The sequence below is a fragment of the Ramlibacter sp. genome, assembly GCF_035554825.1.
Taxonomy (GTDB): domain Bacteria; phylum Pseudomonadota; class Gammaproteobacteria; order Burkholderiales; family Burkholderiaceae_C; genus Ramlibacter.
In genome coordinates this window covers 1-13462 of sequence record NZ_DATMHS010000012.1, presented here as the reverse complement: position 1 = coordinate 13462, position 13462 = coordinate 1, and the positions used below count along the sequence as shown (strand labels likewise).

The following is a 13462-nucleotide window of genomic DNA, read 5'->3' as shown; positions in this document are numbered from 1 at the left end:
CCGCCAAGCTCGCCGTGCGCGACCTCAACTTCTACTACGGGAAGTTCCACGCGCTGCGCGACATCAACCTCGACATCGCCGAGAAGAAGGTGACCGCCTTCATCGGCCCGTCGGGCTGCGGCAAGTCGACCCTGCTGCGCACCTTCAACCGCATGTACGAGCTCTACCCCGACCAGCGGGCCGAAGGCGAGATCGCACTGGACGGCGAGAACCTGCTGACCTCGAAGCAGGACGTGGCGCTGATTCGCGCCCGCATCGGCATGGTGTTCCAGAAGCCGACGCCGTTTCCGATGTCGATCTACGACAACATCGCCTTCGGCGTGCGCCTGTTTGAGTCGTTGAACGGCGCGGACATGGACGACCGGGTCGAATGGGCGCTGCGCAAGGCGGCGCTGTGGGACGAGGTCAAGGACAAGCTCCAGCAGAGCGGCGCCGGCCTGTCCGGGGGCCAGCAGCAGCGGCTGTGCATTGCGCGCGGCATCGCGATCAAGCCGGAGGTGCTGCTGCTGGACGAGCCGTGTTCGGCGCTGGATCCGATCTCCACCGGCAAGATCGAGGAACTGATCGTCGAGCTCAAGCAGGACTACACGGTGGTGATCGTCACCCACAACATGCAGCAGGCGGCCCGTGTTTCCGACTACACCGCCTATATGTACCTGGGGAACCTGATCGAAGTGGGCGAGACCGAGCAGATCTTCTTCAAACCGCGCCGCCAGGAGACGGAAGACTACATCACCGGACGTTTCGGCTGAGCAGGGAGCAGGCACATGGCAGACAAGCATCTTTCCACCCAGTTCGACAGCGAGCTCAATTCGCTGTCCTCGCGCGTCATGGAAATGGGCGGCCTGGTGGAGTCGCAGATCCGCCAGGCGATTCACGCGCTGGCCCATTTCAACGACGAAGCGGCGCGCCAGGTCGTGGAGACCGAGGCCCGCGTCAATCGGATGGAGCTCGACATCGACCGCGAGCTGTCCTCGGTGATCGCGCGGCGCCAGCCGACCGCGCGCGACCTGCGCTTGCTGATGGCGATTTCCAAGACCACCGCCAACCTCGAGCGGGTCGGCGACGAGGCCGAGCGGATCGCGCGCATGGTCCAGTCGATCATCGGCAAGACCGGCGCGATGCGCGCGCTGCCGGCCTCCGAGCTGTCGGTGGCCGCCGACCTCGCCTCCGGCCAGCTGCGCAAGGCACTCGACGCCTTCGCCCGGCTGGATACCAACGCGGCGGTGGCCATCATGAAGGGCGACGACCTGCTGGACCAGGAGTTCAACGGCTTCGTGCGCAAGCTGATCACCTACATGATGGAGGACCCGCGCACCATCTCCAGCAGCCTCGACCTGCTGTTCGTCGCCAAGGCGATCGAGCGCATCGGGGACCATGCCAAGAACATCGCGGAATTCATCATCTACGTGGTCAAGGGCGCGGACGTGCGCCACACCTCGATGGAGCAGATCGAGTCGGCCGTGCGATGAAACGCGAGCCGCGCGTCCTAGTGGTGGAGGACGAGCCGGCGATCGCCGAGCTCATCGCCGTGAATCTGCGGCACCACGGCATGGCGCCGGTGCTGGCGGCCGACGGCGGCGCGGCGCAACGCGCGATCGACGCCGCGCTGCCCGACGCCATCCTGCTGGACTGGATGCTGCCCGGCCAGAACGGGCTCGCGCTGGCGCGGCGCTGGCGCAGCGAGCCCCGCACGAAGACGGTGCCGATCCTGATGCTCACCGCCAAGGGCGACGAGCCCGACAAGGTGGCCGGGCTCGACGCCGGCGCCGACGATTACATCACCAAGCCCTTTTCCACCCAGGAACTGCTGGCACGCATCCGCGCCGTGCTGCGGCGGCGCGCGCCCGAGCGGGCGGAGGATGCGGTAGCCATCGGCGAACTCGCGCTCGACGGCGCCACCCATCGCGTGAGCTGGGGTCAGCGCCCCGTCAAGCTCGGACCGACCGAGTTCAAGCTGCTGCAGTACCTGATGAAGCACCCGGAGCGCGTGCACAGCCGCCAGCAGCTGCTCGACAAGGTGTGGGGCGACCATGTGTTCATCGAGGAACGGACGGTCGACGTGCACGTCAAGCGCCTGCGCGAGGCGCTCGGCCCGGTGGCTGGCGCCCTGATCGAGACCGTGCGCGGCGTCGGCTACCGGATCACCGGGCAGCCCGAGCCGGCTGGCGCCGCCAAGGCCGCTGTCCGAGCGCGAGCCGGCTGAGCGGCGATGGCGGCGCGCCTGTTCGCGTTCCTCCTGTGCCTGGCCGCAGGCGGGCTGGCCGGCTGGTGGCTGGGGCATGACCGCGGCGCGGCGGCGGGGGTGGCGGCCGGTGCGACGGCCTGGTTCATCTTCGAAACCCAGCGCAGCGCCCGCGTCCTGCGCTGGCTGCGCAGCGGCGACCTGCGGGCGGTGCCGCGTGCGGGTGGTCTCTGGGGCGAGGCGGCGCAGCGCGCGCGCCGGCTGCTGGCGCTGCGCGAGGCGCAGCTGGCCGAAGCGCGCGCCCGGCTGCAGGACTTCCTGTCGGCCATCCAGCGCTCGCCCAACGGCGTGGTGTTGCTGGACGCGGGCGGGGCGATCGAATGGTTCAACGACACCGCGGCCGCGCAGTTCGGCTTCGACCCGCAGCGGGACCTGCAGCAGCACATCGTCCACCTCGTTCGGGAACCCGACTTCAGCGCCTATTACCACGGCCGCAATTTCGCCCAGGACGTCGTCATCGCCGCGCCCGGCAGCAGCGCGGCGCGGCCGCTCAAGCTCGCGGTGCGGCTGCACCCGTACGGTGAAGGGCGCCTGCTGCTGCTGGCGCGCGACGTGACCGCGGTGGAGCAGGCCGAGGTCATGCGGCGCGATTTCGTGGCCAATGTGTCGCACGAGATCCGCACGCCGCTGACGGTGCTCGGCGGTTTCGTCGAGACCTTGCAGCACCTGGAGCTGTCGCGGGACGAGCAGGCCCGCTACCTCCAGCTGATGGCCCAGCAGGCCCAGCGCATGCAGACCCTGGTGAGCGATCTGCTCACGCTGTCCCGCCTGGAGGGCAGCCCGCTGCCGGCCGCCGCCGAGTGGACGCCGGCGCCGCAGCTGCTGGCGCAATGCGAGCAGGAGGCGCGCGCGCTGGCGGCGGCGCTGGACAAGACGCTGGACCTGCGCTTCGGGCCGGCGCCCCCCTTGCTGGTCGGTGGCATCGCGTCCGAACTCCTCAGCGCGCTGTCCAACCTGGTCAGCAATGCGGTGCGCTACACGCCCGGCGGCGGCAGTGTCGAGGTGCAGACGCGGGCGCTGCCGGACGGCGGCGTCGAATTCGCCGTGCGCGACACCGGGCCCGGCATCGCCGCCGAGCACCTGCCGCGACTGACCGAGCGCTTCTATCGCGTCGACCGCAGCCGCTCGCGCGAGACCGGCGGCACCGGGCTGGGCCTGGCCATCGTCAAGCACGTGGTGCAGCGCCACGGTGGCGAGCTGCGGATCGACAGCCGGCCCGGCGCCGGTTCCACCTTTGCGATCCGGCTGCCGGCGCGGCGGGTGCGGGTCCAGGCCGAAGCGGCGGAATGATCGCCCCAGCCCGGCGCCCGCCGCCTGCGCAGGGTGTCGGCGCGGGCCGACTGAGAAACAGCCATCGAACCTGCACGGGGGTCGTGCCGGCGGCGGGAGGCAGTGTCGCCCCCGGCGCGGCCCCGCGCGCCGCTGCCGTGGCGCCGCGCGGTGCGGGCGGCGGCCGCCCAGCCCTGCAGTAAGATCGGCGCTCGGTCGACCGAGCACCCGCCGCAGGTGCGCGGCAGCCGGCCCCATCGCAGTTCATGCCGCCCGCGCCCGCTCCTCCCCTTGGCAGCCCGCCGCGCTCGCACTTGCTCCTCCTGCCTCCCGATGCCCGCCCGCGCCCCGCGGCCGTGCGGCGCCGTGCGCCCACCGATCCATCACCCACAGCAGAAAGGCTCCCACCAATGAATGACCAAGGCTTCCGCTTCACGCTGTCGCGCCGCGCACTGCTGGCGTTCGGCGCGCTCGGCCTCGCGGCCGGATCGGCGCTGGCCGGCTATCCCGACCGACCGATCCGGATCGTGGTGCCGTGGCCGCCCGGCGGCGCCACCGACCAGGTCGCCCGCATGCTGTCGCAGCCGCTGTCGCAGGCGCTGGCCACGCCGGTCGTGGTCGAGAACAAGGCCGGCGCCGGCGGCGTGATCGGCACCCAGGCGTTCGTGAAGGAGAAGGCGGACGGCTACACCATCCTGCTGGCGACCAGTTCCACCAACGCGGCGGCGCCCTATCTGTATTCCAAGCCCGGCTTCGACCCGGCGCTGGACTTCACGCCGGTGGTCTCGCTGTGCGAGATCCCCAACCTGATGGTGGTGCCGACCAAGTCGCCCTGGCATTCGCTCAAGGACATCGTCGCGGCCGCGAAGCAGGCGCCCGACAAGTACACCTACGGCTCGGCCGGGATCGGCGGCTCCCAGCACCTGGCGGGCGCGCAGTTCAAGACCGCCGCCAGGATCGACATCCGCCACGTGCCGTACAAGGGCAGCGGCCCGGCCGCGCAGGACCTGATCGCGGGCCACATCGACATGATGATCGACACCGGTTCGCTCGGCAGCATCCGCGGCAACCTGCTGCGGCCGATCGCCGTCGCGTCGAACAAGCGGCTGGCGGCGCTGCCCAACGTGCCGACCTTCACCGAGGCCGGCACGCCGATGGTGGCCTCGGCCTGGTACGGCCTCATGCTGCCGGCCAATGCGCCGGCCGACGTGGTGCAGCGCCTCAACGTCGAGGTCAACAAGATCCTGAAGATGCCCGAGATCCAGCAGCGCCTGACCGACATGGGAGCGTTCGTGATGGGCGGCCCGCAGCAGGAGTTCGCCAAGTTCGCGGCGTCCGAGCTGAAGCGCTACGAAGGCATCGTCCGCGATTCGGGCGCGCCCAGGGAGTGAGCGGCGCCGCGCCGGCGGCTCACTCGTACTGCGCGGCGATGCCGCCGCGTTCGGCGCCCGTCGCCGCGCCGTCGAGGACCGCCTGGAGCTGCGCGGCCAGGCGCGCGTCCAGCGTGCGCAGCCGCTCCAGGTCGCGCCGGGCGCGCTCGGCGTCGCCCTGCTGGACGAACAGCACGCCGCGGTACATGTAGGCCTGGGCCAGCTGCGGCTTCAGCGCGATCGCCCGGTCGTAGTGGGCGAGCGAGGCGGCGAAGTTGTGGCGGCCCTGCATCCGCAGCGCGTAGGCCAGGTTGTTGTGGGCCTCGGCGAGCGTCTCCTGCGCCGCCAGGGCCGCTTCGAAACGGCCCTGCGCGCCGGCGAAGTCGCGCGCCACCAGCAGCGCCACGCCTTCGTTGTAGAGGCGCACCGCGCGCGCCGCGGCATCGTCCGCCGGCACCGGCAGGGGATCGCTTTCCACCGCGCCGGCGGCGGCGGCCGCCGCCGCCAGCAGCAGCGCCGCCAGCGCGGACCGCAGCGGCTTCATCGCGTCACCGACAGCCGCGCCAGTTGCAGGCCCTGGATCCCGGTGTCCGCCTGGGCAGTCTGCCGCGCGATCCGGTCGTTGTAGCCGCGCGCCTTGGCGGCCTCGCCGCCGCGCTCGGCGGCCAGCGCGGCGCCAGCCATCGCGCGCAGCCGGTTGGGTTCCTTGCCCAGCACGGCCTCGAACTCGCGCAGCGCGTCGCCGGCCTGGCCGGCCTCCAGCAGCATGCCCGCCAGCACCTCGCGCGCCGGCAGCAGCGGCCCCGGGGTGACGGCGTTCTTCTCGCTCGCATCCTCGCGCTCGGCCGCCCGGCGCAGCGCGGCCAGGCCATCGCTGTCGCCACGCTTGGCGGCGGCCAGCCCGCGCACCACGTCCATCTGGATGCCGATCTGCTCCACCCAGTAGCCCAGCTTGAGTTCGCCGGCGCGGTCGCGCAACGCCTGCAGGCGCGCCAGTTCGGCCGCCACCGCCTCGGCATCCTTGGTGGCGGCGGCGCCCAGGGCCCGGGCGTAGGCGTTGCTCGCCTCGGCGTGCGGGTACTTGGCCCAGGGGTAGCTCCCGGCCGCGGGCGACAAGGGCAGCTTCGCCGCCGCGGCCCAGTCGCCGCGCTCGAGGACCAGCCGGGCCGGGATCGCGGCGTAGGCATAGGCCGCGGCAGGGTGGTCCGGCGTGCCGGCGAGCGCCTTGGCGCTGGCGTCGACCTTGCGGGCGGCCTGGTCCTGGCCCATCTGCAGGTGGGCGTAGACCAGATAGTCGTAGGCGTGCAGGGTGTTCCAGCCGGTTGCGCTGTCGGCCCTGGCCGAGGCGGTGTTCGCCTCGACCGAGTCCTGCCACGCGCCCACCCGGGTGAAGATGTGCGAGGGCATGTGCTGGGCATGGGCGGCGGCCGGCGCGATCTTGCTGTAGCGCTGGGCCGCCGACAGCCCCTTGGCCGCCAGCGGCGGATAGTCGTAGCTGTGGATCAGGTAGTGGGCCACGCCCGGATGGTCGGGCTGCCGCTTGAACACCGGCTCGAGCTGGGACGCCGCCTGCAGCTGGTTGCGGTACTGCTTGTCGGCGGGGTCGAAGGTGGCCGAGAGCACCAGGCTGTGCAGGATGGTGGCCTCGGTGTCGTCGGCGTGCCTGGTTGCCACCGCCCGCAGCGCGGCCTCGAGCGCCTTGGCGCGGGTCGCGTGGTTCAGCTTGTCGGCATCGCGGAAGAACACGTCCAGCGCATCCACGTAGTCGCGTTCGCGCTCGCTCTGAAGCCCGGTCCGGCGCGCCTGCGCCATCAGCTCGGCCCCTTCGGCCAGGGTCTTGGCCGAGACGTTGCCCGGCCAGCCGAAGGGATTGTCGAGCGAGGCCAGCGCCCGCACCCAGTGGGCCATGCCGCAGCCGCTGTCGGCCTGCAGCGCCCGCTCCAGCGGCGCCTTGACCTGCTCCATCGCGAACGAGTGGTAGTAGGCCATGGCCAGGTCGATCTCGCGCTGGGCGGCGGCGTTGCAGCCGACCTGGAAGTGGACCGAGCCCAGCTTGCCGGGACTGCCGTCGCCGTGGGCCAGCGCCGTGGCGGCAACGGCGGCAGCGGCGAGCGCGATGGCATGGCGAACGAGGGATGCACGCATGGTGGCCTCCTGGAGCCGTGGTCGGGCGGAGCGCGATTAGGCGCCTGGCGCCACGGCTCGGTCAACGCGGCGCGTGTACCGCGAATGCGGGATGGCGCCCGCGGCTCAGCCCGCTCCGGCGGCGGCGCGCTCGCCGCTGCTGCGCTTGCGGCGTTGCCGGCGCGCCGCCGCCAGGCTGTCCTCGAGCTGGTCGGTCAAGGTGCGGCCCAGCCGGGCTTGCAGCAGCGCCAGCACCGCGGTTTCCTCCGGCTTGAGGCCCGCCGCGCCGTCCGGCCCGCCGCCGGCGGGCGGCGGGCCGACGTCCAGCGACAGCGCGCCCTCGGCGTACGAGGCCAGGATCTCGGGATGCACGTAGCACTTGCGGCAGATCGTCGGCGTGTTGCCGAGCCGGGCGGCGACGCGTTCGATCGCCGCCTTCACGTTCTGCTGCAATGCGGCCTTGGTCTCGGCGGTCCGGCATTCCTGCAACGCGAGGGCGGCCAGCACGGTGCCGGCCCAGGTCCGGAAGTCCTTGGCGGTGACGTCCCGGCCGGTGATCTCGCGCAGGTAGGCGTTGACGTCGGCCGAGGTCACCGTGCGCTGCTCGCCGGCGTCGTCGAGGTACTGGAACAGGTCCTGGCCCGGCAGCTCCTGGCAGGCCTTCACGATCTTCGCGACGCGGCGATCGCGAAGCTGCAGCCGCCAGGTCTTGCCGCTCTTGCCCTTGAACTGGAAGCGCAGCGCCGAGCCCTCCACCTGCACGTGCGGATTGCGCAGCGTGGTCAGGCCGTAGCTCTGGTTCTGCCGCGCGTAGTCGTCGTTGCCGACGCGGATCAGCGTCGTCTCCAGCAGGTGCACCACCGTGGCCAGCACCTTCTCGCGCGGCAGCCCGCGCAGCGCCATGTGCTCGGCCACCCGGGCCCGGATCGCCGGCAGGGCGCAGGCGAACTCCAGCATGTGCTCGTACTTCGTGGCCTCGCTCAGCTCGCGGAACTGCGGGTGGTAGCGGTACTGCTTGCGGCCGCGCGCGTCGCGCCCGGTGGCCTGCAGGTGGCCGTTGGCGCGGGCGCAGATCCACACCTCGGTCCATGCCGGCGGGATCGCCAGCCGGCGGATGCGCTCCAGCGTCGCTTCGTCGCGCACCGGCCGGCCGTCGGCGCGCAGGTACGCGAAGCCGTCGCCGTCGCGCTCGCGCCGGATCCCGCGGGCCTCGTCGCAGACGTAGACCAGTCCGGCGGATTCGGCGACTGTGCTGGGATCGACCATGGTGGCTGTGGCACCCGCGCGCGGGGCGCGGGGCTGAGCCATTCTGGACGGCCGGCGGCGCCGGCGCTGTAGGACCGCGCGCGGCGGCGCCGTCCGCCAATCGCCGCAGGCGGCTCAGCGCCGCCGCGCCGCCAGGCCGATCAGCGCCGAGCGGCCGTGGTGGCCGCTGCCTTCCTGGATCACCGCCTCGTACTCGCGCATCTCGAGCAGCTCCATGCCGGCGAAGGCGTCGCGCAGCAGCTCGGGGGTGTACAGGTGCGACGCGTACGGCGGGCCGCCGGTCTTGTATTCGAGCTGCTTGGGCGTGTAGCCCTGCAGCAGCAGCACGCCCCCGGGCCGCAGGCAGCGCCGGATGCGCGCGAACAGGCGCTCGCGCAGCGCCGGGTCGGCGAACTGCACGAAGATCGCCACGACGCCGTCGTAGGCGTTCTCCGGCCACGGGTAGCCGTCGACGTCGCTGATGGCGAAGTTCACGGCCACGCCGCGCTCGGTGGCGAGCTGCCGCGCCTTGGCCACGCCCACGCTCGACACGTCGAACGCGTCGACGGCCAGTCCCTGCTGCGCCAGCCAGACGCTGTTGCGGCCTTCGCCGTCGGCCACCGAGAGCACGCGCTGCCCGCGCCGCAGCAGGCCGGCGTGCTCGCGCAGCCAGGCATTGGGCTCGGTGCCGAACAGGTAGCCGTCGGCCTCGAAGCGGCGGTTCCAGGTCTGGGCGGCGTCGGTGAATGCGGTCGGGTTCGAATCGGCCATGTTGCTTGCTCCGGGTGAGCGGGGATTCTGGCCCAGGCGCGCCCCGGGCGGGGCAGGGCGGCCGGCCAGGCCGGGTCGGGTCGGCGCCCTTGTGCCGGTGCGGCCGCGCGCCGATGATCGGGGCATGCCCGATGCCACCGCCCTCGTCCACAGCGCCGCCCGCGACGGCTTCACGCGCGAAGCGCGGACCTATGGCCGGGGCCGGCCGGACTACCCGCCGGCGCTGGCCGGCTGGCTGACCGGCGCGCTGGGGCTCGGGCCCGGGCGGCGGGTGGCCGACGTCGGCGCCGGCACCGGCAAGTTCACCCGGCTGCTGATCGCCACCGGCGCGCAGGCGCTGGCGATCGAGCCGGTGGCGGCGATGCGGGACGAGGCCGCGCGCCTGCCCGGTGTCGAGGTCCGCGACGCGCCGGCCCAGGCGCTGCCGGTGGCCGATGCGGCGCTCGATGCGATCGTCTGCGCGCAGGCCTTCCACTGGTTCGCGCAGGCGGCGGTGCTGGACGAATTCGCGCGGGCGCTGCGGCCCGGCGGCGCCCTCGGCCTGGTGTGGAACGTGCGCGACGAGTCGGTCGACTGGGTGGCGCGGATCACGCGGCTGATCACGCCCTACGAGGGCGACGCGCCGCGCTTCCACAAGGGCGACTGGCGCCGGCCGTTCCCGCACCCGGCGTTCTCGGCGCTGGTGGAATCGGCCTTCCCTTACGAGCACGTGGGCCCGCCGCAGCAGGTGATCATCGACCGCTTCATGAGCGTGAGCTTCATTGCCGCGCAGCCCGAGGCCGAGCGCGACCGCGTGCGCGCCGCGCTGGAGCGCCTGGTGGCGACCCACCCCCAGCTGCGCGGCCAGGACACGGTGCGCTTTCCCTACCGCACGCTGGCCTTCCACTGCCGGCGCAGCGGCGGCTGATCCGGTCAGACGCGCGCGCGCGGCGCGGCGGTGCTGCCGCGGAACACCAGATCGAACGGCAGCGACTGGTTGGCGACGAACTCGCGCCCGTCCAGCCTGGCGATCAGCTGCTCGGCCGCGGCGCGGCCGATCTCGACGATCGGCGTGCGCACGCTGGTGAGACCCGGCGTCTGCGTCGCGCCGAGGTCGGTGTTGTCGACACCGGTGATCGAGACGTCTTGCGGCACGCGCACGCCGGCCGCGCGGCAGGCCATCATGGCCCCGACCGCGAGCACGTCGTTGGTGGCGAGCACCGCCGTCGGCGGCTGCGGCAGCGCGAGCAGCCGCTCCATCGCCTCCTGCGCGGCGGCGAGCGTGATCCGCGCGTACTGCACCTGGGAATCGGGCAGGCTCAGACCGGCTTCGGTCAGCGCGGCCCGGATGCCCAGCCCGCGCTCGCGGCCGCGGTCGTTGCCTTCGGTCGGGGCGCTGATCATGCCGAAGCGCCGGTGGCCCAGCTGGAGCAGGTGGCGCGCCATCTGGTAGCCCGCCGCCCGGTTGTCGAAGCCGATGCAGGGCCAGCGCCGCGCCGCATCCACGCCCCAGGTCAGCACGAACGGGCGGCCATAGTCCTCCAGCAGCGCGTACAGGCGCGGGTCGTGCTCGACGCCCACGAACACGAAGGCGTCGACGCCGTGCTCGATCAGGTGGCGCGTGACCTGCAGTTCCTGGCCCAGGTCGTAGTCGTGCTCGGCCAGCACCACGGCATAGCCGTGCGCGCTGAGCAACTGCTGCAGGGCGCTGGTGGTGCGCGCATACAGCGCGTAGTCGAACGAAGGCACGATGGCGCCGATCATCCGGCTGCGCTGGCTGCGCAGCGAGCGGGCGACCCCGTGCGGCACGTAGCGCAACTTGGCCATGGCCTCGCGCACGCGCTGCAGCGTCGCCGGATCGACGTGCTCCGGGGTGTTGAGCGCGCGCGAGACCGTGGCCGTCGACACGCCGGCCAGCAGGGCGACGTCCTTGGCGGCGGTGCGGGTGCGGGTGGCGGGCGGCGGCGCGGGCATCACCAATGAGCTTATCCCATTTGCAATCGATTTCATTTTAGGCTGGCCTCGCCAGGGAAATCCCTGACGCGCGGGGGCTGGAGCAAGCCCGCCCCGGCCGGCACAATGCATGTAATCGAATACATCGATGGCGCGCGGACCGCGGCCGAGACCGGGCGGCGCTGCTTTTTCCCGTGCCGGCTCGGGCACCCGCCTGCCGGTCCAGCCAGCGTGCGAACAACACCAGGAGACAAGCCCATGAAAGAACGCATCGCGCCCACCCCGACCCAACCGCAGCGCCGCCGCGCGCTGCAGCAGGCCGCCTCGGTCGGACTGCTCGCGGCCGCCGCGCCGCACCTGCTGACGAGCGCGCACGCGCAGGCCGACGACCTCGGGCCGTACCGCAGCGCCAAGATCAACTGGAAGCAGGTCGAGGGCGAAGCGATCTCGGTGGCGGTGATCCCGGCCAGCTATTTCGACAACCTGGGCGCGCTGCTGCCGCAGTTCGAGGCGCTCACCGGGATCAAGGTGCGCATGGAGAAGGTGCCGCCGGGCCAGATCCGGCAGAAGGCGATGCTCGACCTGTCGTCGAAGACGACCACCTACGCGACGCACGCGGCCGATCCGATGTACTACCCGCTGTACGTCGCCAACAAGTGGGTCGAGCCGCTGGACAAGTACCTCAACGACAAGACGCTCACCGATCCGGCCTGGTACCAGTACGAGGACATCCTGAAGGCGTGGCGCGACGCCGACTCGGTGGACGGCAAGCCATACGGCATTCCGTACGACGGCGAAGTCACGGTGCAGGTCTATCGCAAGGACCTCTACGACGCCAAGGGCCTGAAGCCGGCCGAGACCTACGACCAGCTGCTGGCCAATGCCAAGGCGCTGAACGACCCGGCCAACCGCATGCACGGGCTGGCGCTGCGCGGCTTCTCGGGCGCCGGGCAGAACATGTACATCTACCCGTCGCTGTTCCGCGGCTTCGGCGGCAGCTGGTTCAAGGGCAAGGACATCGTCGTCAACTCGCCCGAGGCGGTGAAGGCGCTGGAGTGGTACGTGAACGCGCTGACCCAGTACGCGCCGCCCGCCGTGCGCAACTGGAACTGGCCGGACATCGCCGACGCGTTCTCGCAGGGCACGGTGGCCACGTACATCGACGCCCATTCGTCGGCCGCCGTGTTGAACAACCCGGAGAAGTCCAAGGTGATCGGCAAGATCGGCTTCGCCCGCTGGCCCAAGGGGCCGGGCGGCAAGCGCGTCACCTCGATCTGGAACTGGGGCTTCCCGATCAACGCGGCGCTGACCGACAAGCAGAAGAAGGCCACCTGGCTGTTCATCACCTGGGCCACGTCGGCCGAGACGCAGGCCCGAACCTCCTGGAAGTTCGCCGGACCGGCCAAGCGTTCCGGCGTCAACCGCCTGTCGTCGTGGAAATCGCCGGAGTTCGCCAAGGTGATGGGCAACGCCGGTTTCAACTTCATCCCGGCCGCGCTCGAATCGCTGGAGCAGGACACCGACGTCGAATGGCGCCCGCGCGTGCCCCAGTGGCCGGCGGTGGGCGAGACCATGGCGACCGCGATCCAGGGCGCCCTGGTCGGCCAGAAGAAGCCCAAGGAGGCGCTGGACGAGGCGCAGGCCCGCATCCAGCAGATCCTCAAGAGCTGAGGCGGCGTGGCAGTTCCCGCAGCATCCATGCCGGCCGCCGGCGGCGGCGCCGCGCCGGCGCTCGACACCCTCGCGCGCCAGGAGCGGCGCTTCGCGCTGGCCCTGCTGGCGCCGGCGCTGCTGGTGCTGCTGATCACCACCACGGCGCCGCTGTTCTATCTCGGATGGAACAGCCTCAACCGGATCGACCTGGGCATGCCCTGGCTGTCGGGGTTCGCCGGGCTCGAGAACTACGCCAAGATGGGCAGCGATCCGCGCTTCTGGAACTCGCTGTGGCTCACCCTGGTGTACACCGTGTCCACCGTGGCGCTGCAGGTGCTGATCGGACTGTCGCTGGCGCTGCTGGTGCTGCAGATCCCCAAGGGGCAGGGCGCGCTGCGCGTCGCGGCGATCCTGCCGATCGTGCTGGCGCCGGTGGTGGTGGGCCTGTTCTGGCGCACGCTGGTGCTCTCGCCCGAGTTCGGGCTGGTCGACCTGGTCACGCGCGCGCTCGGCCTGGGCTCCCACAACTGGTTGGGCGACCCGCAGCTGGCGCTGATCTCGGTGATCGCGATCCACACCTGGCAGTGGACGCCGTTCGCGTTCCTGGTGCTGCTGGCGACGCTGGCGACGCTGCCGCCCGACGTGTACGAGGCGGCGCGCCTGGACCGCGCCAGCGCCTGGCAGCGCCTGCGCTTCATCACGCTGCCGCTGGTGCGGCCGGCCATCATGATGGTGGTGATCATGCGCACCGTCACGGCGCTGTCGGCGTTCGCGGCGCTGTTCGCGGCCACCGGCGGCGGCCCCGGCTCGGCCACCGAGATCCTCAACCTGTACGCGTACCGCACCTCGTTCA

Annotated in this window: 13 protein-coding genes; 8 read left to right on the top strand and 5 right to left on the bottom strand. The window is 71.9% G+C overall.

The features are described from left to right. The 5 genes from pstB to VNT59_RS01005 all read left to right on the top strand — a co-directional run. Positions 1 to 752 (top strand): phosphate ABC transporter ATP-binding protein PstB (gene pstB / locus VNT59_RS01025; RefSeq protein WP_325495745.1); only part of this gene is annotated, 752 nt, incomplete at its 5' end. A gap of 15 nt (positions 753 to 767) precedes the next feature. Continuing rightward, the gene (phoU, locus tag VNT59_RS01020) at positions 768 to 1472 is read left to right on the top strand and encodes a phosphate signaling complex protein PhoU (protein ID WP_325495743.1); all 705 of its coding nucleotides are present in this window, start codon (positions 768 to 770) and stop codon (positions 1470 to 1472) included. Beyond that, positions 1469 to 2206 (top strand): phosphate regulon transcriptional regulator PhoB, encoded by a 738-nt coding sequence (gene phoB / locus VNT59_RS01015; protein ID WP_325495741.1) that lies wholly within the window; start codon positions 1469 to 1471, stop codon positions 2204 to 2206. Before phoU ends, phoB begins: the two co-directional genes overlap by 4 nt. Before the next feature lie 6 nt (positions 2207 to 2212). Further along, positions 2213 to 3535, top strand: a complete 1323-nt coding sequence (gene phoR / locus VNT59_RS01010) for a phosphate regulon sensor histidine kinase PhoR (RefSeq protein WP_325495740.1) — start codon at positions 2213 to 2215, stop codon at positions 3533 to 3535. A 389-nt stretch (positions 3536 to 3924) separates the two neighbouring features. Then, positions 3925 to 4905 (top strand): tripartite tricarboxylate transporter substrate binding protein, encoded by a 981-nt coding sequence (locus tag VNT59_RS01005; protein WP_325495738.1) that lies wholly within the window; start codon positions 3925 to 3927, stop codon positions 4903 to 4905. A gap of 19 nt (positions 4906 to 4924) precedes the next feature. On the opposite strand, the gene VNT59_RS01000 is transcribed toward VNT59_RS01005, so the two are convergent. From VNT59_RS01000 to VNT59_RS00985, 4 genes are all read right to left on the bottom strand, one after another. Beyond that, positions 4925 to 5428, bottom strand: a complete 504-nt coding sequence (locus VNT59_RS01000; RefSeq protein ID WP_325495736.1) for a tetratricopeptide repeat protein — start codon at positions 5426 to 5428, stop codon at positions 4925 to 4927. Next, positions 5425 to 7029: a hypothetical protein gene (locus VNT59_RS00995; protein ID WP_325495734.1), complete on the bottom strand. Its 1605-nt coding sequence runs from the start codon at positions 7027 to 7029 to the stop codon at positions 5425 to 5427. The genes VNT59_RS01000 and VNT59_RS00995 overlap by 4 nt, the downstream gene beginning before the upstream one ends. A gap of 105 nt (positions 7030 to 7134) precedes the next feature. Then, positions 7135 to 8274, bottom strand: a complete 1140-nt coding sequence (locus VNT59_RS00990; RefSeq protein ID WP_325495732.1) for a DNA topoisomerase IB — start codon at positions 8272 to 8274, stop codon at positions 7135 to 7137. Between the two features lie 114 nt (positions 8275 to 8388). Further along, positions 8389 to 9024: a class I SAM-dependent methyltransferase gene (locus VNT59_RS00985; protein ID WP_325495730.1), complete on the bottom strand. Its 636-nt coding sequence runs from the start codon at positions 9022 to 9024 to the stop codon at positions 8389 to 8391. A 124-nt stretch (positions 9025 to 9148) separates the two neighbouring features. On the opposite strand from VNT59_RS00985, the gene VNT59_RS00980 reads away from it, so the two are divergent. After that, positions 9149 to 9931 (top strand): class I SAM-dependent methyltransferase, encoded by a 783-nt coding sequence (locus tag VNT59_RS00980; protein ID WP_325495728.1) that lies wholly within the window; start codon positions 9149 to 9151, stop codon positions 9929 to 9931. Between the two features lie 5 nt (positions 9932 to 9936). Here the strand turns inward: VNT59_RS00980 and VNT59_RS00975 are convergent, their stop codons facing one another. Next, positions 9937 to 10977, bottom strand: coding sequence for a LacI family DNA-binding transcriptional regulator (locus VNT59_RS00975; RefSeq protein WP_325495727.1), 1041 nt, complete (start codon positions 10975 to 10977; stop codon positions 9937 to 9939). Positions 10978 to 11214: 237 nt separating this feature from the next. Between VNT59_RS00975 and VNT59_RS00970 the strand changes: the two genes are divergently transcribed. Continuing rightward, positions 11215 to 12627 carry a sugar ABC transporter substrate-binding protein gene (locus tag VNT59_RS00970; RefSeq protein ID WP_325495725.1) on the top strand — a complete coding sequence of 471 codons (1413 nt, stop codon included), beginning with the start codon at positions 11215 to 11217 and terminating at the stop codon, positions 12625 to 12627. Between the two features lie 6 nt (positions 12628 to 12633). After that, positions 12634 to 13462, top strand: an 829-nt coding sequence (locus VNT59_RS00965; protein ID WP_325495723.1) for a sugar ABC transporter permease, incomplete at its 3' end; no start/stop codon positions are given.

Excerpts from the sequence above, each read along its gene's own strand:
- phoU (WP_325495743.1), top strand. The coding sequence starts at position 768 with ATGGCAGACAAGCATCTTTCCACCCAGTTCGACAGCGAGCTCAATTCG.
- VNT59_RS00980 (WP_325495728.1), top strand. The coding sequence starts at position 9,149 with ATGCCCGATGCCACCGCCCTCGTCCACAGCGCCGCCCGCGACGGCTTC.
- phoR (WP_325495740.1), top strand. The coding sequence starts at position 2,213 with ATGGCGGCGCGCCTGTTCGCGTTCCTCCTGTGCCTGGCCGCAGGCGGG.
- VNT59_RS00995 (WP_325495734.1), bottom strand. The coding sequence starts at position 7,029 with ATGCGTGCATCCCTCGTTCGCCATGCCATCGCGCTCGCCGCTGCCGCC.
- VNT59_RS00975 (WP_325495727.1), bottom strand. The coding sequence starts at position 10,977 with ATGCCCGCGCCGCCGCCCGCCACCCGCACCCGCACCGCCGCCAAGGAC.
- VNT59_RS00970 (WP_325495725.1), top strand. The coding sequence starts at position 11,215 with ATGAAAGAACGCATCGCGCCCACCCCGACCCAACCGCAGCGCCGCCGC.
- VNT59_RS00985 (WP_325495730.1), bottom strand. The coding sequence starts at position 9,024 with ATGGCCGATTCGAACCCGACCGCATTCACCGACGCCGCCCAGACCTGG.
- phoB (WP_325495741.1), top strand. The coding sequence starts at position 1,469 with ATGAAACGCGAGCCGCGCGTCCTAGTGGTGGAGGACGAGCCGGCGATC.
- VNT59_RS01000 (WP_325495736.1), bottom strand. The coding sequence starts at position 5,428 with ATGAAGCCGCTGCGGTCCGCGCTGGCGGCGCTGCTGCTGGCGGCGGCG.
- VNT59_RS00990 (WP_325495732.1), bottom strand. The coding sequence starts at position 8,274 with ATGGTCGATCCCAGCACAGTCGCCGAATCCGCCGGACTGGTCTACGTC.
- VNT59_RS01005 (WP_325495738.1), top strand. The coding sequence starts at position 3,925 with ATGAATGACCAAGGCTTCCGCTTCACGCTGTCGCGCCGCGCACTGCTG.